Genomic DNA, 19,322 nt, shown 5'->3' with positions numbered 1-19,322 from the left:
GTACGAGAAGCACCGAGGATTTATATTAATCATTCAATCAGAATGTTTATTTTTCAGTCTTAGAACTGTCGTTGAATGTAGCAACACGATTGAACTCAACCTGCTCGAAGAGCTTGTCTGTTGCGCCCATGCCCTTGGTCGTAAGACGGCTGGCAGCAATCTTATACTTCTTTACAAGAGCGTTTTTAACGGCTTGTGCACGTTCTTCAGAGAGTCTCTGATTGATTTCCTTAGAGCCTTCAGGAGAAGCATAACCCTTGATTTCTACCTTTGCATCCTTATGATTTCTCATATAGTGAGCAATAAGTTCGATCGGAGCATACTGTGCCGGATCAATTACACTCTTACCCTGACGGAAGAGAACAGTGGGCTGCAGATTGGTAGCAGTTACAGGTTTCACATACTTAGGCCTCTTGTTGCATGCATCGAGAGCGTCCTGAAGATCGGAAATCTGACGGTCTTTAGCTGCTAATTCTGAATCCTTGCCGTTCAAATCGCTGCGAAGACTATTGATCTGAGCATTAAGTCCATCGATTTCAGCTTGGTCACGACCTTTTGCGATAGTAAAGTTATGAGTCCCGTTAGAGTTTCTGAACTTATAAATAAAGCCTGCATTCAACTGTGCGTATGCATGGTTTATGTTATACGCAACGCCACTATGACCGAGAGCAACAGCACCATCAGCAACGGCATCATTCAATCCCCATATCACTGAAGGTTCTACATAGAACTGCCATGCTTTGCTTGAACCAAGGTTGAAAGCGAAATCTAAACCTACTTTAGATGTCAGGTTATCGCCTTTCTTGCCAAGACTGGTAATGGCACCAAGATTGTTATGCGTTACGTAAGCATAGTTGAAGCCATGATTACCGAACGCATGTCCCCATCCGAGGCCACCTATAAGGCTGACTTCGAATGCACGTGGTTCACCTTTATAGCCGCCGAACCAGTTACTCAAGTTAACTGTACCCAACAGAGATGTGTTTAAAAAACGAACTGCTGTACCGGTAGAAGCGAAAGGTTTGTTTGAGAAGTAAGCGTTACTTTCAACTGCCAATCCGAAAACAGGAGTGAAATAACGGCCGATACGAAGACCTGCATTAGAGTTTAAGCCCTTAAGCCATCCTCTTTGACCGGTCATCTTGGTTGCAACTCCGCCATTGATACCAATGTAGAAATTGTCGAAAGTCTTGCTTTCTGTTACAGTCTGTGCCGAAACAGAAACTGCCATAACTGCGGCAGCAAACATAAGTACTAATTTTTTCATGTCTCTCTAAAACTATTATTATTGTTTGTTAATACTTAAATATCATTTATGTTATCTGGGTGCAAAATAAGAAAAAATTATCGAAACCAACAAATTATTTTACAAATTTTCGTGCTTTAGAGCATAAAGAACATAAAACTTCTACCATAAGGACAGTTTTATAGACTTTTTCACCAATAGGTATAATCTTTTTTGTATCTTCGCATTATGAAGCATATCATATTGATTACGGGCGGTCAACGGTCCGGAAAAAGCACATACGCCGAAAGATTAGCATTGGCTTTATCTACAAATCCCATCTATATAGCTACTGCTCATGTGAGCGATAACGAGTTTCAAGAGCGGGTGTTGCGACATCAAGCACGGCGAGGCCCACAATGGACCAACATTGAAGAAGAAAAGTATCTGAGCCGTCACTATATATATAATAAGGTGGCGGTTATAGATTGCGTTACCCTTTGGTGCACCAATTTCTTCTACAACCACGCTATGCCGGAACAAGAACAGCCTTCTGTAGACGAAGCATTGGCCGAAATCAAGGCCGAATTCGACAAATTCACCGATCAGGATGCCACTTTTATCTTCGTAACCAATGAGATCGGCAGCGGCGGAGTAAGCAGTAATGCCGTACAGCGGCGCTTTACAGATCTCGAAGGCTGGATAAATCAATATATTGCTTCTAAGGCAAACGAAGTTTATTTGATGGTTAGCGGCATACCGGTTAAGATAAAATGAGGAAATTTTCAATAGAGAAACCTGACCAAGGTTTACGTAATTCCATCCAAGAAAAGATCGACAACCTGAATAAGCCCAAGGGTTCGTTGGGGATGCTCGAAGATATTGCCATGCAAATATGCCTCATTCAGCAGACACTCTCGCCCACTCTACGGCACCCGTATCACCTTCTGCTCGGCGGAGATCATGGCATTGAGCGTGAAAGAGTAAGTGTTTCGCCGCGCGAAGTTACATGGCAACAGATGATAAATTTCGCTCACGGCGGGGGTGGAGTAAATATGTTCTGCCGACAGCACGGCTTCCGATTGAAACTTATCGACGTGGGCATAGACCATGATCTTTCGGCCTATTCCGACAAAATCATCGATAGAAAAATAGCACGAGGCACAAAGAATTTTCTTCATGAGCCTGCAATGACCGACAAGGAATACGCTCAAGCCATCGACATCGGGGCTTCTCTCGTCGACGATTGCATAAAAGACGGTTGTCGCATCATCAGCCTTGGCGAGATGGGAATTGCCAACACCTCGCCTTCAAGTATATGGATGTCGCTCTTCGGCAATATTCCGCTTTCGGAATGTATAGGGGCCGGAGCGGGATTAAACGATGCCGGCGTCCGACACAAGTTATCTGTACTCCGCCAATCCGTTACTCATTATAGAAACACATCGCCTCACATCTCCCCTATTCCGTACTTCGGAGGTTTCGAAATGGCGGCGGCAATCGGTGCAATGCTACGGGCCGCCGAGCGTAGACTGCCCATCATGGTCGACGGGTTCATCATGTCAGCGTGCATGCTGGCAGCATCTCAACTGTATCCTGCCATATTGCATTATGCTATTTTCTGCCATTGCGGCGACGAAAACGGGCACCGCAAGATGCTCAGACTGATGAATGTAAGGCCGATATTGAACCTCGGAATGCGCCTTGGCGAGGGAACCGGCGCCCTTTGTGCCTATCCCATCATCGACAGTGCCGTAAGAATGATAAACGAAATGAACACTTTCGACAATGCGAAAATCACCAAATATTTTTAAAACATCATGCAAATACCTATAGACAACACCAAACTTCGCGACCGTATAGCTGCAGCATTCATTTTTTTTACCAGACTGCCGTTTTGGCGATTCTATCAGCCTGACAAGAATGCCTATAAGGCAGTCGTCGAATTCTGGCCGCTTACAGGCTGGCTCACCGGTATTATCATGGCTACCGTAATTTACTTCGGAAGCCAGATTATGTCTTTGCAAACGGCTATACTTGCAGCTATTTGCACAAGAATACTGCTCACCGGAGCACTTCACGAAGACGGTCTTGCCGACTTCTTCGATGGTTTCGGAGGAGGCGGAAACGACAAACAACGCATTCTCGGTATCATGAAAGACTCTCGCATCGGCACATACGGCGTGCTTGGTCTTATACTCTATCTGCTGTTGTTATTCGAGTTTCTTTGCCAAATGAATAACAGCGTGCAGGTTGCACTTACGGTCTTGGGCGCCGATCCGTTCTGTAAAATGCTCACAGCGCAGCTTACACAGATGCTTCCTTATGCACGTACTGAAGATACAGCTAAGAACGGTATCGTTTATCGTAGGTTTACAGTTAAGGCAGGTATCGGTTTGTTTCTGCAGGGTTGCCTGCCTATTGGCATTATATGGGCACTTTCGGCCTACGGGCCACTGAAAACGTTGGCGCAAGAAGGCTATATATTCATTCCCATAGAGGCCATTTTCATTCCCGGGGTAGTGATGTATTTCTTATATCTTTATATATCGAAAAAGATAAAAGGATACACCGGCGACTGTTGCGGTGCTGTTTTCCTACTGCTCGAACTATCGTTTTATGCAACCGTAGCCATCGAATACGGACTGAGATACATAGAATAAAACACAGAATATGAAAGTCGTATTGATCAGACACACACGGGTAGACGTGCCCAAAGGCACCTGTTACGGCTGGAGCGATGTGCCCGTAGCCGAAACATTCGTCCAAGAGGCCGCCGTTACCAAAGCCAAATTGCAACGCTATCCGGCTTTCGACGCCGTATATTCTTCGCCCCTATCGCGGGCACACAGGCTTGCTACGTTCTGCGGATATCCGAATGCTATTATCGACAACCGGCTCAAAGAGATAAATATGGGCGACTGGGAAATGCAACTTTACGATGATATCGAGAAAAAAGATCCTGCCATCCATGCTTGGTTCGATGATTACATGCACTTGGCAGCCACCAATGGCGAGAGTTTCCCTATGGTGTATCGGCGCGTTTCCTGCTTTTTAGAAGAATTACGCGGCAAACCATACGAACGTGTTGCCGTGTTTGCCCACGGTGGCGTGCTCATCTGCGCCGGTATCTTCGGCGGTTTATTTACCGAAGAGCATGCTTTCGAGCACCTTGTCGATTATGGCGGCATCGAAGAAATCGATATTTAACGGCCGAAACAAATAGTCTTTCTCGGCCCTTTTTATGATGTGTCGCGATGAACTTCCTTTATTCTGCATATAATCTTTTTTACCTTTTTAGCCCTTTACCTTTTAGTATCGGGGAAGTTTCTTTTTATTCCGTATGCAATATACCATAAAGCTATTGCACACGTTCGGCATGTCTATCCGCAACATACATAGTATATAGAAAAGATATATGCACGCTCTACCCCTTTCGTATCTTTCCGTTGGTTCCGATAAGATGCGCACCAAAAAAGGCAAGACGCATCACTGCGGCCTGCCTCCAAAATTAGAGAGTTATAAAAAATCAAGTTATTATATTGGTTCAATCAACCTCATACCTTCCTCAACCGCCTGCATATTCAGCGGTATCATGGCATGATGACGCTCTGGCAACGACTTGAAGAGAGCTTTCTTCAGTCCGTCTGTACTCACTACGGGGCATACCTTGAGCAATCCTCCAAGCACTATCATGTTGAAAACCTTGGCATTCTTCATCTCTGCAGCCCTATCCATCGCGTCGATACGGTACACTGTAATATCCTTTCTTGTAGGAGGATTTACTATTCCGAAGCTATCGTAAATCAGTATTCCGCCCTGTTTAATCTTGCTTTCAAACTTATCGAGCGAGGGTTGATTGAGTACTATCGCCACATCGTACTTACTTAAAATAGGCGAAGATATGCGCTCATCGCTCACTATCACGGTTACATTGGCCGTTCCGCCACGCTGTTCGGGGCCGTAAGCCGGCATCCATGTCACCTCTTTATCTTCCATCAACCCCGAATAGGCGAGGATTTTCCCCATCGAGAGCACCCCTTGACCGCCGAAACCTGATATGATTATCTCTGTTTTCATCCGTTTGTAGTGTCTTTTAAGTCACCTTTCGGGTATTTCGCAAACATGTTCTCCTGCATCCATTTGTTAGCTTCAACAGGCGTAACTTTCCATCCACTGTTGCAAGTTGATATGAATTCCACCAATGAAGAGCCTTTTCCGGCCATCGAAGCATCGAATGCTTTGCGTAAAGCACGCTTGGCTGAACGGATAGCTGCTACGGTTTCCACGCTTTGACGCGTAACATAACAGGTTCCTTCCAAATGTGCAGCCAGCTCAGTCATATTCAACGGATAGCCGTGAAGTATCGGATCACGCCCATAGGGGCACGTTGCAGTTTTCTGACCTATCAGCGTTGTCGGCGCCATTTGTCCGCCCGTCATGCCGTAGATGGCGTTATTAATGAATATCATCACGATGTTTTCGCCGCGATTTAGTGCATGTATCGACTCTGCAGTGCCTATACAGGCAAGATCGCCGTCCCCTTGATAAGTGAAAACCATACGGTCTGGCCAAAGTCTTTTGATACCAGTAGCCACCGCAGGGGCACGTCCGTGGGCGGCTTCCTGCCAGTCTATGTCGAGATAACGATAGGCGAAAACGGCACAGCCTACGGGACAAACGCCCACAGTTTTCTCTTCCATGCCCATTTCTTCTATCACCTCGGCCACGAGTTTATGCACTTCACCGTGCGAACACCCCGGACAATAGTGCATCAGTGTATCGTTCATCAGTGCCGGTTTGGCATAAACGAGGTTTTCAGGAGCTATTATTTCGTTACTCATACCAACTTCTCTTTCAACGCATTTACAATCTCTTCCGGATCGGGAACTATGCCCCCGAGGCGTCCGAAGTGCTCTACATTTACCTCACCGTTCACTGCTAAGCGCACATCTTGCACCATCTGTCCGGCATTAATCTCCACCACGAGCACGCCTTTCTTGCCTTTAGCGGCTTTTGCAACCTGCTTTTCGGGGAACGGCCATAACGTTATAGGACGAAACAAGCCCACTTTAAGACCGGCATCGGCGGCAAGTTCGACTGCTTTCTCGGCAATACGGGCCGCACTTCCGAATGCTACGATCATGTAATCCGCACCATCCATCCGTTGCATTTCGCAACGTACCTCCGTTTCTTTTATCTTCCGATACTTCTGTTGCAGATGTATATTGCGCTGTTCCATTACTTCCGGCTTCAGTTCAAGCGATGTCAAGATGTTCGGTTTGCGGTCTTTAGTCCTGCCGACCGATGCCCATGGGCACTCTTTTCGGACTTCTGCCTCTGTTCTTCGCGGCTTGTAAGGCGGCAACACCACCTTTTCCATCATCTGACCGATAACGCCATCGCTCAATATCATGGCCGGATTGCGGTATCTGAAAGCCAGTTCGAAGGCCAAATCCACAAAGTCTGCCATCTCTTGAACCGAGTTCGGAGCCAATACTATCACGTTGTAATCGCCGTTACCTCCACCACGCGTGGCCTGAAAATAATCGCTCTGGCTCGGCTGAATGGTACCTAACCCCGGGCCACCTCGCTGCACATTCACGAATACACCGGGTATCTCTGCGCCCGCCATATAGGATATACCCTCCTGCATCAGTGCAATTCCCGGCGACGAAGAGGTGGTCATAACGCGCTTGCCTGCCCCTGCACCGCCATAAACCATATTGATTGCCGCCACTTCACTCTCTGCCTGAAGCACTACCATACCGGTTGTTTCCCAAGGTTTCAGCACGGCCAACGTTTCTATAATCTCGCTCTGAGGAGTAATGGGATATCCGAAATACCCGTCGGCACCACAGCGTATCGCGGCATTTGCTATAGCCTCGTTTCCTTTCATCAATACTACATCTTGTTCTGCCATTATGTTTTTACTCCTCAATTCTCTTTTTATACACGGTTATACAGGCATCCGGACAGACTATTCCGCAACTCGCACAGCCGATACACTCATCGGGGAATGCGGCTTCTGCATACGAATACCCATGCACGTTTACCTTTTTTTGTGCCAAAGCTATAACGTCTTTCGGGCATGCCACTATGCAAAGAGAACATCCTTTGCAGCGGTTTGTGTCGACGACAATGGCACCTTTAATCTTGCTCATTTACGTCTTTAAGGATTATATATATCTTTGCAATAAAATTCCATGATGCTGTCGAGCATCTCTTTCGCCTCTACAGCAGGCGAATGCGGGTTCAATGCAATGGCTTCCAAATAGCTGTTCATCGCCTGTTGCCACTTTCCTTCTTTACGATACCGGTTGCCTTGCCGGTAAAACTCTTCCGCATTCATTTATCGATAGTACTCTTTCTTTCCCGCAGCCAGCGTATTCTTCATCAACGAACAGATGGTCATGGGGCCTACTCCGCCCGGGACAGGGGTGATAAAACTACACTTTGGCGCCACTTCATCGAACTTTACGTCGCCATTCAGACGGAAACCGCTCTTACGAGTGGCATCGGCAACACGCGTAGTTCCTACGTCTATCACCACTGCACCGTCTTTTACCATATCTGCAGTAACGAAGTCGGGCCGCCCGATGGCTGCAATAACGATATCAGCCTTACGGCATTCTTCTTTCAAGTCGCGCGAACGACTATGACAGACAGTAACCGTAGCATCGCCATATTGCTTCTGCATCATAAGTTGAGCCATAGGTTTGCCAACGATATTGCTACGCCCCAACACCACACATTTCTTACCCGATGTTTCGATATGATAATACTGTAACAGAGTTAAGATACCGAGCGGCGTTGCCGAGATGAAACATGGAAGACCGATAGACATACGGCCTACGTTCACAGGATGGAAACCATCTACGTCTTTACGGTAGTCTATGGCCATAATAACCTTCTGTTCGTCGATATGCTTCGGCAAGGGTAACTGCACAATAAAGCCATCCACATCGGCATCGTTGTTCAGTCTGTCTACGCAAGCAAGCAGCTCTTCTTCCTTCACGTCTTCCTCATAACGTATCAAGGTAGACTTAAAACCACACTCCTCGCAGGCAATTACCTTATTTTTTACGTATGTTTCGGAACCTCCGTCGTGCCCTACAAGCACGGCAACCAGATGGGGTTGTTTTCCTCCGGCGGCCATAATCCGCTTTACTTCTTCGGCTATTTCTGCCTTAATAGCAGCAGCCGTAGCCTTTCCGTCGATCAGTTGCATTTGCTATTCCTTTCTTACATTTTAGGCATCCCGGGCATCTTCATGCCTTTCATACGACTCATCATGCCCGCCATTTGGTTACCCGTTACCATTTTCATCATCTTTCGAGTCTGGTCGAACTGCTTGATAAGCCTGTTAACCTCCTGAATATTCGTTCCCGAGCCCTTAGCTATTCGCTGACGGCGACTGGTGTTAAGCATCTCAGGATTACTACGTTCTTTCGGTGTCATGCTCCTGATAATGGCTTCAACACCCTTGAAAGCATCGTCGTCTATATCAATATCTTTGATTGCCTTGCCCACTCCGGGTATCATACCGGCCAGATCTTTCAGGTTACCCATCTTTTTAATCTGCTCTATCTGGTTCAGGAAATCGTTGAAATCGAACTTGTTTTTCTGTATCTTCTTTTGGAGTTTCCGCGCTTCTTCCTCGTCGAATTGCTCTTGGGCACGCTCTACAAGAGAAACGATATCGCCCATTCCGAGTATTCTATCGGCCATGCGTGAGGGATGGAACACATCTATAGCCTCCATCTTTTCCCCTGTACCGACGAATTTGATAGGCTTTGTTACCACCGTACGGATACTCAAAGCAGCACCGCCACGCGTATCACCGTCGAGTTTCGTAAGTACTACGCCGTCGAAGTCTAACCTGTCGTTGAATTCTTTGGCCGTATTTACGGCGTCTTGCCCCGTCATCGAGTCTACTACAAACAACGTCTCGTCGGGATTGAGGGCATTTTTAAGCTCGGAAATCTCGGTCATCATCTCCTCATCTATTGCCAATCGTCCGGCCGTGTCCACAATAACAACGTCGTTACCCTTGGCCTTTGCTTCTTTTACGGCATGGGTTGCTATCTCGATAACGTTCTTGCTGTCGGGTTCGGAATATACGGGTACGCCTACTTGTTCGCCCACCACTTTAAGCTGATCGATAGCTGCAGGACGATAAACATCGCAGGCTACGAGCAACGGATTGCGCTTTTGCTTCGATTTAAGCATATTGGCGAGCTTTCCGCTGAACGTTGTTTTACCCGAACCTTGCAAACCTGACATCAGTACAATGGCCGGACGCCCCGAGAGTTTCAGCTCGGCAGCCTCGCCACCCATCAGTTCTGCCAGCTCGTCATGCACGATCTTCACCATCAATTGGCTCGGTTTAACCGCAGTAAGAACGTTCATTCCGAGCGCTTTCTTCTTTACTGTATCGGTGAAATTCTTGGCAACTTTATAGTTTACATCGGCATCGAGCAGCGCACGACGCACGTCTTTCAGCGTCTCGGCAACGTTGATTTCCGTTATTTTACCTTCGCCCTTGAGTATTTTGAACGAGCGTTCGAGCCTGTCGCTTAAGTTTTCAAACATAAATATCTGTGTCTTATTTTTCCAATAATATCTGCAAATTTACGGAATATAGGAATGAAAAAAGAATTAAAACCGCACGATTTAATGTTATTTAAAACAGTTTCTGCCAAAAATGCTCATATCTTTTTTGAGTGTGCAACGGTTTATACGTCATCATAGCTCATACAAGGCGATAGAGATACACAAAGCAGACGTTTGAAGCGGAGATACAAGGCAAGGAAAGCAGACGGTACGCCTATCGGCGACAGGCGGCATGTATAGTTTCGATACATGCCTTGTCTGAGCACGGCAGATGTACCGTTTATAAAATATAAGAAAAAGATTTATCCCAAACGGATGGCTTTTTATCGGCAATGCCCGATACGGAAACGCGCCACAAGGGGCAGATGATCGCTAAATCCTTGCTGGTATTTCGGGCCGATATAAGTACGGAAAGGCTGCTTACCCCCATAGGTTTTGTCGTCTGTAAGCAAGAAAGGCGCATCGTGTATGCGGCACTCGACAAGACTGTCGGCAAGGTCTTCGTCTGCAAGAATATGATCCAAACTGCCCCATTCGCCCTTGTAACGGTAGGTACCCTTGGCTCCATGCGAACCTTTTGCGCCTTCCGACACGTTTATGAGTCCTCTCTTGCAAACATAGTCGATACTCCTACTATCGGAATAATCGTTGAAATCGCCCGCTACAATAACCTTTGCGCGGGGCGACAAGCGGCGTATAGAGTCGACGGCAGCACCCAATCGGCGGGCCACAAGCATGCGGAAGGGGCGCGTGGCAGCCTCTCCGCCCGCACGGCTCGGTGCATGTACCACGAACACATGGAGCGTATCGCCCGACAGAACGACGCCCGAAGCGTACAAGATATCACGTGTAGGGCGCATATCTTTCATGGGCGCCACCCGTATGGAATGATGATTGAGAAGCGAAAAGCTAAAAGGAGAATACATCAGCGCCACGTCTATGCCCCGCAGATCGGGCGAAGAGGTCATGATATAGCGGTATCCGGCCTTACGAAGCAGTGAACGCATCGTAAGATCATGCATCACGCTGTCGTTTTCCACCTCACAGAGAGCCACCATATCCGGCAACGACCAGCCCGACGTATCCTCGCCGCACGAAAGGATTTCCTGCCCTATATGGTTCAACTTTCGCCAATATCGGGTACGCGTCCAGTGGCGATAACTGTCGGGCATGAACTCTTCGTCTTGCTTCGAAGTATCGTGCAGGCAGTCGAAAAGGTTCTCGCAGTTGAGTTCCACAAAGGTAAAAACGCTTGCAAGCAATAAAGAAAGTATCATCGCACATCGTGTTTTACGGTTCTTATGCGGCACCGCATCGGTATTCGGTGCCCGCTATTCCTTCACGTTTTTCCTGATCTTCGCCAGATAGGCCTTCATTCCCTTGGCGTCTTTCTTATCGATTATCTCCAACAGTTCCTTGAGTTCTGTCCTGATTTGCGATACTTGATCGTGCGTATAAGGATTGAACAATATCTCTTGAAGCAGGTAATCGTCTTCATTGAGCACACCTTTAGCTATGCGCATGTGGCGTTTGAAGGTTGTTCCCGGGGCATCCTGATGCTTCATCACAGCAGCAAAAACGAACGTACTTACAAAAGGTATGCTCAACGAATAGGCCACCGTCTTGTCGTGTTCCTCGAAAGAATACTCATAGATGTTAAGGTCGAGCTTGTTATACAGGTCTTTAAAGAAAATTCGCCCCATATAGTCGCCCTCGTTGATGATGATGGCATTCTCTTCGCTCAGTTGGTGCAGGTTGGCAAAAGTGGGCCCAAACATGGGATGAGTGGACACATAAGGATGCCCACATCGTTCGTAGAAGTCTTTCAGACCGGTCTTCACCGAGCTGATATCGCTGATGATACACTCGTCGGACAGATAAGGTATCACTTCTTTAAATGCCGGAATGGTGTACTTTACCGTAACAGCGTTGATCACAAGCTCGGGTTTGAACGCTTTTATTTCTTCTACTTTCGTGAAACGTTGGCAGTTGTAAGTGAACCTCATACGCATGGGTTCTTTCTCATAAACTGCCGTCTCGTGCTCGAAACTGAGCAGGTCAAGAAAGAAACTTCCCATCTTTCCCGCTCCCAAAACCAATATCCTCATTTTATATAATGCTTCTTCAACCACTTAACGGTTCACGATTTCCAGCTGTTGGCGCACGCTCTCTTCGTGAATCTCCTCGAATATTCTTGCCACACATTGGGGGGATAGGCCGCACAGGCTGCCTTGTGCGCCCCGCTTTTCCAATATTTCGTTGTAACGAGACGACTGTAATATGGTCATATTATGTTCCTTTTTGTACTGTCCGATCTCTCTGCAAATGCGCAATCTCTTGGCAAGAAGCTCCATAATCTGATTGTCTAATTCGTCTATCTGCCCGCGAAGCTGGTGCAATCCCTCGGTTGTAGTATGCTCATCCCGTACCACAAGCAAGCTCAGAATGTAATCCAGCACATCCGGAGTAACCTGTTGTTTGGCGTCGCTCCATGCCTTATCGGGGTTACAATGGCTCTCTACGATCAGTCCATCGAGCCCCAAATCCATCGCCTGCTGGCATAAAGGCGCGATAAGTTCACGGCGTCCGCCGATATGACTGGGATCGCAAATGATCGGAAGGGCAGGTATACGGCGACGAAGTTCTATGGCTATCTGCCACATAGGCAGGTTCCGATATATCTTCTTGTCGTAACTGGAGAAGCCGCGATGTATGGCTGCCAGCCTTTTAATGCCAGCCTGATTGAGACGTTCCATAGCTCCGATCCATAATTCAAGGTCGGGATTAACGGGGTTTTTTACGAATATAGGTATGTCGACTCCCCTAAGAGAGTCGGCTAAAGCCTGCATCGCGAACGGATTGGCCGATGTTCTGGCACCGATCCACAGCATATCCAAGCCATATTTCAGGCACAACTCCACGTGTTCGGGTGTGGCTACTTCGGTAGTAACAAGCATGCCTGTTTCGTCTTTCACCTGCTTCAACCACGGCAAGGCCTCCGCTCCTTTCCCTTCGAACCCGCCGGGTTTCGTGCGTGGTTTCCACACTCCGGCACGAAACATGTGGCATCCTTTCTGTTTAAGCTGTCGGGCTGTAGTAAGTACTTGCTCCTCGGTCTCTGCCGAACAGGGGCCTGCAATGACGATAGGGCGTTCGCGATCACTCGGTAGATTAAGGGGTAATAAATCCAATTCCATCGTTATATTCTTTTTATATGTATTATCTGTTTGCAATAGATAGGCACTCTACGTGCCATAGAAGGGCCGTCTGTGCGTAAACTTCCGCAGTTCACGGCGTCAACTTCCGTGGTTCATCGCATCAACCTCCGTGGTTCATCGTGTCAACCTCCGTGGTTCATCGTGTCAACCTCCGTGGTTCATCGTGTCAACCTCCGTGCTTCATCGCGTCAACCTCCGTGCTTCATCGTGTCAACCTCCGTGGTTCATCGTGTCAACCTCCGTGCTTCATCGTGTCAACCTCCGTGGTTCATCGCGTCAACCTCCGTACTTCATCGCGTCAACCTCCGTGGTTCACAGTGTCAACCTCCGTGGTTCACAGTGTCAACCTCCGTGGTTCATAATGTCATAGAACGGCATTCTGTGTTCACCACTCCACCGACCTGATGCGGCAAAGTGCCTGCGCCATCTTCTCTTCATTGGCACAAAGGCTGATACGGACATAGCGTTTTCCGTTGCTACCGAATATAAATCCCGGGGTTATGAATACCTTCGCCTCGTGGAGAACGCGCTCTGTAAGCTCTTCGGCATCGGTATATTTTTCGGGTATGCGCCCCCAAAGAAACATGCCGACCTGCCGGCTATCGAACGTACACCCTAAAGCTGCCATGATTTGCTCGGCTATCTTGCGCCTATGTTTGTAGATTTGCACGTTATATTCATGGTGCCATTCGGGGGTATTCGTATTGTATGCCTCGGCTGCAGCAAGCTGAATGCCCCGAAAGGTGCCGCTGTCGATGTTGCTCTTTACCTTTAATATCCACGATATGAACGTAGAATTCGAGGCACAAAGCCCTACTCTCCAACCCGCCATATTATGGCTTTTCGACATCGAATTGAGCTCTATACAGCAGTCCTTTGCACCGTCTATCTGCAACAGAGACACGGGGCGGTCGTTCAAAATGAAAGAGTAAGGATTGTCGTTCACCACAACAATATCATGTTCCCGTGCGAACCGTACCAGCCGTTCGTAGGTTCTCATGCTTGCATTTCCGCCGGTCGGCATGTTCGGATAGTTGGTCCACATGAGTTTAACGCCCTCTAAATCGGTATCGTTTCTCAATCTATCGAAGTCAGGTTGCCATCCATCGGCCTCAGAAAGGTCGTAATTCACCACTTGAGCGCCGAGTATCTTGCTCAAGGAGGTATATGTAGGATAGCCGGGATTAGGAACAAGCACCTTTTCATTGGGGTTCACAAAGGCCAAAGTAATATGAAGAATGCCTTCCTTGCTGCCGATAAGCGGCTGTATTTCGCTTTTCGGATCGAGTACAACGCCGTACCAACGGCGGTAGAAAGCCGCCATGGCCTCGCAAAGTTCGCGTGTACCGGCGGTAGGTTGGTAACCATGCGCACTCGGTTGGCGTGCCGTCTGGCACAATTTATCGATTGTTTGCCGCGAAGGAGGCATATCCGGACTGCCTATGGCAAGCGAAATAATGTCTTCTCCGGCAGCATTAAGCCTCGAAACTTCCTTTAATTTCCGGCTGAAATAGTATTCCTGTATGGCAGAGAGACGCTCTGCAGGTTTAACGTTGCTCATATTCACCAATGATTTTTAGTTCTTTTGTCAGCGGTATAATCGCATCTATGCTCTGTCGATAGCGCGTTGAATCAGTATAAGTGACGTCTACATAGAACAAATATTCCCACTCATGTCCAATTACCGGTAACGACTGTATCTTCGTGAGGTTGATGTTATAGAAAGAAAGTATGGTGAGAACCTTCGACAGGGAACCTTCTTCGTGCGGCAAGGAGAATACAAGACTTGCCTTATCGGCACGCTCAAGCGGGCGCAGGAAGTCGGCCTTGCGCCGGTCGGTTACCACCAGAAAGCGGGTAAAATTATGCTTATTGTCTTCTATATGGTCTTCGAGTACTTTCATTCCATACATTTTAGCGGCGTCGGCATGGCATATTGCCGCCCATCCGCGGGCATTCGACCGCTGTATATATGCCGCTGCACCGGCGGTATCTTCTGCTTCTACGGCTTTCAAATGGGGATATTCCGCCAGAAAACGGCGGCACTGCATCAACGCAACGGGATGTGAATGCACCTCGTGAATACTGTCCCACCCGTCTTCAGGCAGGCAGCAAATGGCATGCTGTATATGAAGTTTGTGCTCACCCACAATGGTCGTGCCCGACGAACGCAGCAGTTCGTAATTATGCAACAACGATCCGGCGATAGTATTTTCTATGGCTATCATGCCTATCACCGTGGGATCGTCCTCGATTTTCCGGAATATTTCTTCGAAAGTGGCACAACATATCAGCTGTACTTGCTCGCCCTCGAAGTACTGGTGGGCGGCTATATCGTGGAAAGAACCAATGTTCCCCTGTATTGCAATTCTCTTCATAAGCGCTTATTTCTACAAAAAAGCCCCGCCTCACAGTGTATGAAGCGGGACTCTTACGTAAACCTTTTTTCGGTTTTATGATGGTCTTAAGTTGAAATCTACACGCAACTTCCCGCTTCACAATGCCTTGCAAAGTAAAAATAAAAGTAATAGAAAGATGTGTAAGACTTACTCATAGTTGTTCTTTATTTTGTTTCTATTGCGTGCAAAAGTATAGTTTTTATTTCGTTTACACAAACATTTCCGAAGAAAAATTATTGTTTTAATTTCATTTTTCTTATTTCAAAAGCCATACGGATTATTATTCTTATAGGCTTTGTTCATCTTTTCTTCGATGTTGAAGTCGTTGTTTTCTTTTCCTTCAGTACCGACATACGAGGTGTGCTCTGCCTCTACTTCCTCGGCAGCCTTTATGTCTTCTTCGGCTCCTTGCTCATCTCCGGCAACACGTTTGGCAGCACTGCGTTCCTTAAATGCCACGGCCGAGAACGGATTTAGCTCTATCACCTTGCTATAAAAGTCGATCGACTGCTCATAGTTAGCCCGTTTTTCCTCGATACGTGCCTTCAACATGTACGTTTCTTCGCTGTCTTGTGCATGTTTCAGCAGGTATTCGGCATCGGTGTCGGCACTATCCAAGTCGCCCAAACCGAGGTATGTTTCGCCACGAAGCAGGTATGCATCGCCGTAATCCGCCTTCAACGAGATGGCTTTTGTTAGCATCGCGATGGCATTGGAGCTATCTCCTTGCCCGATACATGCACGTGCATAGAGATACATCACTAACGGATTATCCTTGTCGATAAGCAATGCTTTCTCGCAAGAATCGGCCATTGAGCCGTAATCTTCCATCATGTAGGCCACGTCGGCCATACGAATAAATATCTGTTGATTATCGGGTTGCGCCTCTGCAAGTTTCTGCAACTGCCCGTAGGCATGCAACATATCGCCGTTACGTATCAATGCTTGCGAATAATAATCGCGAATTTCCAAGTCTTCCTGCAGCTTCAAAGCATGCGAGAAGCACTGCATAGCGTAGGTAATCTGGCCGCTTTGCAACGCTCTTACGCCATCGTATTTCAACACTTCGAAATTCTTAGCGTTCTCTTCTTCCTTCTTTTCTTGCTTTGTTTCTACCTTACTTCCGAATAATGCCTTAAAAAAATTCATGATATCATTTGTTTAAAAGTTTCGTATAAGTAGCATTCGGTATCACATCGGTACGCTCCCATGTTCCCCACATGCCGCTTACAGGATTGTAAGTTCCGCCTACATCCTTATATCTTGCATATACAAACTTGGCATAGATATAGCCATCGTTGCCATCGCGTGCCAATACATAGCAATATAGAGTTTGCTGATAACCCTTTATTTTGTCGTTCTGCTTCACCGTTTTGCTTATCCAATCGGCCTGAGGTATTACAACCGACTGTATATCGGCATTGGGATAACGTGCCCCGAACTTCTTCCTGCTTGCCTCGCAATACTCGTCTGCATCGGCTCCTTTATACAGATTTACCTTATATATAGGCATGTAATAAGTGCCGTCTACCTTTACCAGATCGTCTTCTCGTGCTATGCGATCTTCGAACCCGATAGCGTCACCCAATTCATGTCCTGCATCTTCCATCTCTTTCTTGGTCTTTTTCCAGAATTTAGACACCTTCTTACCGAAGCTCTCCTTTGTTTCTGTTTTCTTATTCTGTGCCGAAAGCGGCGCTACAGCAAGCAACATAGCTGCCGTAAGCATGGTTAAAACCCTTTTCATATCGCATTCCGAATTTAGTTACGCGGACAAAAATACGACAATTCATGTGAGGGACAAAATAATAATTGATAATTAAAATGAAAATTGTATTAAAAGTTTTGATATGTTGCATGGATCATCTATTTTTGCATCAAATGAAACAAACGATTATTATACTATATGCCTGTCTGTGCTGTCTTGCGGGAATGGCGCAGCAAGAGAGCCGCCCGTCGAAGCAAAAGGTAGCACCTAACGACTCTATACGGCTGTTTGCTCCCGCCATAGCCGATACGCATCCGCAACCTACGGCCGTTACAAACATCAAAGGGTGTGTTTCCGCCATCCCCGAAGACACGTTCCGTCTGCCGCCGATGAATGCTCAAGGACAAGTATTGCCCATCAACATGTATCCTTATTCTTATTGGAACGGCTTTTATAATTGGAACCTTCACCGCGGACTCAACGTAAATATCGGGGCTTCGGTATTCGCTTTCTTCGGCAAGAATGCTCCTCATGGAGCCGGATTTGCACAGAATATTTCGGCCATGTATGCCATACCGCTCAATAATAAGCTGTCTCTTGCCGTGGGAGGTTATTTCAATAACACGTCTTGGAGCCACGACAGTTACCGCGATGCAGGCCTTTCGGCGGTGCTGGGCTATAGGTTCAACGAGCATTGGGAGGCTTATCTCTATGCACAAAAGAGCATTGTAAACACGCACCGCATACCCTATCCGCTTTATACACTCAACAACATCGGCGATCGTATAGGCGCTGCAGTGAAATATAACGTAAATCCTAATTTCAGTTTTCAGGTATCTTTCGAAAGCAATAGAGTTCCTCGAAGTTGGGGATTTGAGTAAAGTTAGGACCTCCCCCGGCCCCTCCGAAGGAGGGGGGTGCCTCGCGGAAAGCGGATAAGAATGGGATATTGCGACTCCCCCAGCCCCTCCAAAGGAGGGGGGTGCCTCGCGGAAGAGGGGTAAACACACTATACGTAGGAGTTTTCTTGCCTTTTTGTTTGGAGTGAGGGCGCAGTTTAAACATACTTCTCTCCTTGGAAAAGAGAGACAGAGAGGGGATGGATTGCTTCAGGGTATCATGTTTCAGCCCCTCACAATTTACCCTTATTAAAGGGAGAGGTGTGGTGTTCGCGCTTAATTTATAACCTGTTGGTTAATAATATGTTATGTGTATTGCCGTTAGAGGGTGTGTCTGTCTGCTTCAGATGGTGTTTCTAACAGACTTAGATGGCATTTCTATGCTCCGCAGGTAGTTGCTTCGATTGAACTGCGGGAACTTAACTCGCACATCATTTTATACATGTATCATAAAAACCGAATGGCACAAGAGACCTTAGATAAGCCAAATCCCTACAATACACCCATTAATCACTCCTCCCTCCTCCTTAATCCATCAACCACACACCCCTCCTTCGGAGGGGCTGGGGGAGGTCACCACTCATCCCTAATCCCTAATCCATCACCCACACACCCCTCCTTTGGAGGGGACGGGGGAGGTCCCCACTCCTCCCTCATCCCTAATCCACCACCCCAAGCCCTATATCTTATCCAACTCCTTCAGCGTGTTTTTGCCCAATGCTTTGAACTGCGAAGGCGTCATACCTGTAATGCTTTTAAACTGGTTCGATAGGTATGCCGTGCTCGAGTAGTTCATCTGTAGGGCGATCTGCGTAAGCGAAAGCTCATCGTACCACAGCAATTCTTTCACTCTTTCTATGCGCTGCAGGATATAATAACGCTCTACAGTCATGCCGGTTGCCTCGCTGAACAACTTGCTCAGCGCACTGTAGTCGCTATGGAGCTGGGCTGCAAGGTAATCAGACAGGTTCACCGTCGACGCGTTATCGCGATAATGCACCAGCTGAATGACCGCATTCTTGATTTGTTCGATAGTTCTACGGCGCTTATCATCCATCAGTTCGAACCCTATCTTTTCCAGCTCTCCGCGCAATTCCTCACGCATATCGGCCGAAATCGCCTCGGCAACCTTCACTACACCGAGCTCTACCGACAACGGATGCAGCCCCTTGTCGCGCAAGGTCTTATCTACGGCCATCTTACAGCGGTCGCACACCATGTTTTTTATATACAAAGTCGTTTCCATTTTCAGTCGTT

General features: G+C 47.3%; 21 protein-coding genes. 5 read left to right on the top strand and 16 right to left on the bottom strand.

What is annotated here, in order from left to right:
* Positions 1–46 precede the first annotated feature (46 nt).
* Positions 47–1,267 (bottom strand): OmpA family protein, encoded by a 1,221-nt coding sequence (locus tag HMPREF0663_RS01130; RefSeq protein ID WP_004368204.1) that lies wholly within the window; start codon positions 1,265–1,267, stop codon positions 47–49.
* Between the two features lie 207 nt (positions 1,268–1,474).
* Between HMPREF0663_RS01130 and HMPREF0663_RS01125 the strand changes: the two genes are divergently transcribed.
* The 4 genes from HMPREF0663_RS01125 to cobC are packed head-to-tail and all read left to right on the top strand — an operon-like array spanning position 1,475 to position 4,435.
* Positions 1,475–2,002 (top strand): bifunctional adenosylcobinamide kinase/adenosylcobinamide-phosphate guanylyltransferase, encoded by a 528-nt coding sequence (locus HMPREF0663_RS01125; protein WP_004368203.1) that lies wholly within the window; start codon positions 1,475–1,477, stop codon positions 2,000–2,002.
* Positions 1,999–3,039 (top strand): nicotinate-nucleotide--dimethylbenzimidazole phosphoribosyltransferase, encoded by a 1,041-nt coding sequence (gene cobT, locus HMPREF0663_RS01120; RefSeq protein ID WP_004368202.1) that lies wholly within the window; start codon positions 1,999–2,001, stop codon positions 3,037–3,039. The genes HMPREF0663_RS01125 and cobT overlap by 4 nt, the downstream gene beginning before the upstream one ends.
* Before the next feature lie 6 nt (positions 3,040–3,045).
* The gene (locus tag HMPREF0663_RS01115) at positions 3,046–3,888 is read left to right on the top strand and encodes an adenosylcobinamide-GDP ribazoletransferase (protein ID WP_004368201.1); all 843 of its coding nucleotides are present in this window, start codon (positions 3,046–3,048) and stop codon (positions 3,886–3,888) included.
* A gap of 10 nt (positions 3,889–3,898) precedes the next feature.
* Entirely contained in the window at positions 3,899–4,435 is a 537-nt protein-coding gene (gene cobC, locus HMPREF0663_RS01110; RefSeq protein ID WP_004368200.1) for an alpha-ribazole phosphatase, read from the top strand.
* 327 nt (positions 4,436–4,762) lie between these two features.
* Here cobC and HMPREF0663_RS01105 read toward each other — a convergent pair whose 3' ends face one another.
* The 14 genes from HMPREF0663_RS01105 to HMPREF0663_RS01040 all read right to left on the bottom strand — a co-directional run bounded on the left by HMPREF0663_RS01105 (position 4,763) and on the right by HMPREF0663_RS01040 (position 17,205).
* Positions 4,763–5,305, bottom strand: a complete 543-nt coding sequence (locus HMPREF0663_RS01105; protein WP_004368199.1) for a 2-oxoacid:ferredoxin oxidoreductase subunit gamma family protein — start codon at positions 5,303–5,305, stop codon at positions 4,763–4,765.
* Positions 5,302–6,069, bottom strand: a complete 768-nt coding sequence (locus tag HMPREF0663_RS01100; RefSeq protein WP_004368198.1) for a thiamine pyrophosphate-dependent enzyme — start codon at positions 6,067–6,069, stop codon at positions 5,302–5,304. The genes HMPREF0663_RS01105 and HMPREF0663_RS01100 overlap by 4 nt, the downstream gene beginning before the upstream one ends.
* Positions 6,066–7,148: a 3-methyl-2-oxobutanoate dehydrogenase subunit VorB gene (locus HMPREF0663_RS01095; RefSeq protein WP_004368197.1), complete on the bottom strand. Its 1,083-nt coding sequence runs from the start codon at positions 7,146–7,148 to the stop codon at positions 6,066–6,068. The genes HMPREF0663_RS01100 and HMPREF0663_RS01095 overlap by 4 nt, the downstream gene beginning before the upstream one ends.
* A gap of 7 nt (positions 7,149–7,155) precedes the next feature.
* Positions 7,156–7,389, bottom strand: a complete 234-nt coding sequence (locus tag HMPREF0663_RS01090) for a 4Fe-4S binding protein (protein WP_004368196.1) — start codon at positions 7,387–7,389, stop codon at positions 7,156–7,158.
* An 8-nt stretch (positions 7,390–7,397) separates the two neighbouring features.
* The gene (locus HMPREF0663_RS01085; protein WP_004368195.1) at positions 7,398–7,577 is read right to left on the bottom strand and encodes a tetratricopeptide repeat protein; all 180 of its coding nucleotides are present in this window, start codon (positions 7,575–7,577) and stop codon (positions 7,398–7,400) included.
* Positions 7,578–8,456 carry a bifunctional methylenetetrahydrofolate dehydrogenase/methenyltetrahydrofolate cyclohydrolase FolD gene (gene folD / locus HMPREF0663_RS01080; protein ID WP_004368194.1) on the bottom strand — a complete coding sequence of 293 codons (879 nt, stop codon included), beginning with the start codon at positions 8,454–8,456 and terminating at the stop codon, positions 7,578–7,580.
* A gap of 14 nt (positions 8,457–8,470) precedes the next feature.
* Entirely contained in the window at positions 8,471–9,820 is a 1,350-nt protein-coding gene (gene ffh, locus HMPREF0663_RS01075; protein ID WP_004368193.1) for a signal recognition particle protein, read from the bottom strand.
* A 344-nt stretch (positions 9,821–10,164) separates the two neighbouring features.
* Complete coding sequence (locus HMPREF0663_RS01070) at positions 10,165–11,118, bottom strand: endonuclease/exonuclease/phosphatase family protein (RefSeq protein ID WP_004368190.1); 954 nt, start codon at positions 11,116–11,118, stop codon at positions 10,165–10,167.
* A gap of 54 nt (positions 11,119–11,172) precedes the next feature.
* The gene (locus HMPREF0663_RS01065; protein ID WP_016665571.1) at positions 11,173–11,949 is read right to left on the bottom strand and encodes a prephenate dehydrogenase/arogenate dehydrogenase family protein; all 777 of its coding nucleotides are present in this window, start codon (positions 11,947–11,949) and stop codon (positions 11,173–11,175) included.
* 24 nt (positions 11,950–11,973) lie between these two features.
* Entirely contained in the window at positions 11,974–13,038 is a 1,065-nt protein-coding gene (locus tag HMPREF0663_RS01060; RefSeq protein WP_016665570.1) for a bifunctional 3-deoxy-7-phosphoheptulonate synthase/chorismate mutase type II, read from the bottom strand.
* 406 nt (positions 13,039–13,444) lie between these two features.
* Positions 13,445–14,620: a pyridoxal phosphate-dependent aminotransferase gene (locus tag HMPREF0663_RS01055; RefSeq protein ID WP_004368187.1), complete on the bottom strand. Its 1,176-nt coding sequence runs from the start codon at positions 14,618–14,620 to the stop codon at positions 13,445–13,447.
* Positions 14,607–15,437, bottom strand: coding sequence for a prephenate dehydratase (locus HMPREF0663_RS01050; protein ID WP_004368186.1), 831 nt, complete (start codon positions 15,435–15,437; stop codon positions 14,607–14,609). The genes HMPREF0663_RS01055 and HMPREF0663_RS01050 overlap by 14 nt, the downstream gene beginning before the upstream one ends.
* A 282-nt stretch (positions 15,438–15,719) precedes the next feature.
* A complete protein-coding gene (locus tag HMPREF0663_RS01045; RefSeq protein ID WP_004368185.1) occupies positions 15,720–16,607 on the bottom strand; it encodes a tetratricopeptide repeat protein in 888 nt (295 codons plus the stop codon).
* A gap of 4 nt (positions 16,608–16,611) precedes the next feature.
* Positions 16,612–17,205, bottom strand: a complete 594-nt coding sequence (locus HMPREF0663_RS01040; protein WP_004368184.1) for a hypothetical protein — start codon at positions 17,203–17,205, stop codon at positions 16,612–16,614.
* 134 nt (positions 17,206–17,339) lie between these two features.
* On the opposite strand from HMPREF0663_RS01040, the gene HMPREF0663_RS01035 reads away from it, so the two are divergent.
* On the top strand, positions 17,340–18,047 hold the full coding sequence (locus HMPREF0663_RS01035; protein WP_231375184.1) for a hypothetical protein: 708 nt from the start codon (positions 17,340–17,342) through the stop codon (positions 18,045–18,047).
* Positions 18,048–18,744: 697 nt separating this feature from the next.
* Here the strand turns inward: HMPREF0663_RS01035 and HMPREF0663_RS01030 are convergent.
* Positions 18,745–19,311 (bottom strand): helix-turn-helix transcriptional regulator, encoded by a 567-nt coding sequence (locus tag HMPREF0663_RS01030; RefSeq protein ID WP_004368182.1) that lies wholly within the window; start codon positions 19,309–19,311, stop codon positions 18,745–18,747.
* Between the last annotated feature and the right edge of the window lie 11 nt (positions 19,312–19,322).

Source organism: Hoylesella oralis ATCC 33269, from assembly GCF_000185145.2.
GTDB classification, from domain to species: Bacteria; Bacteroidota; Bacteroidia; order Bacteroidales; family Bacteroidaceae; genus Prevotella; species Prevotella phocaeensis.
This window is presented reverse-complemented; position numbering and strand designations above follow the sequence as displayed.